Raw genomic sequence first — 279 nt, forward strand, 5'->3', positions numbered from 1 at the left:
GCCGTCGACATGCGGCCGAACCCCGAATACCACACAATGGCCAGGTAGCGATCGCCGCCATTATATATTAGCGGGTTCGAATTTTTCGTTGCCCACTCTGCCTTTTAGTCCGATGATAAGCACTGCGGCGCAGCCCGCATGTCCATCATTGCGGCACCGCCGCATATCCACGATTGCAGCGCAGCTGCATATCGGATTGCAGCGAAGCTGCATATCAACAATTGCGGCACTGCCGCATATCGCAAGCGGCGTCGAACCGGCATGCGGCCACGCCGCTTG

The 279-nt window shown here is 58.1% G+C and carries 1 protein-coding gene; it reads right to left on the reverse strand.

Translation table 11 applies throughout. The features are described 5' to 3' along the window. Nucleotides 1–60 precede the first annotated feature (60 nt). Nucleotides 61–279 (reverse strand): hypothetical protein (locus EN852_RS42100; RefSeq protein WP_210238354.1); only part of this gene is annotated, 219 nt, incomplete at its 5' end.

The organism is Mesorhizobium sp. M2E.F.Ca.ET.209.01.1.1 (assembly GCF_004010375.2).
Lineage (GTDB): Bacteria > Pseudomonadota > Alphaproteobacteria > Rhizobiales > Rhizobiaceae > Mesorhizobium.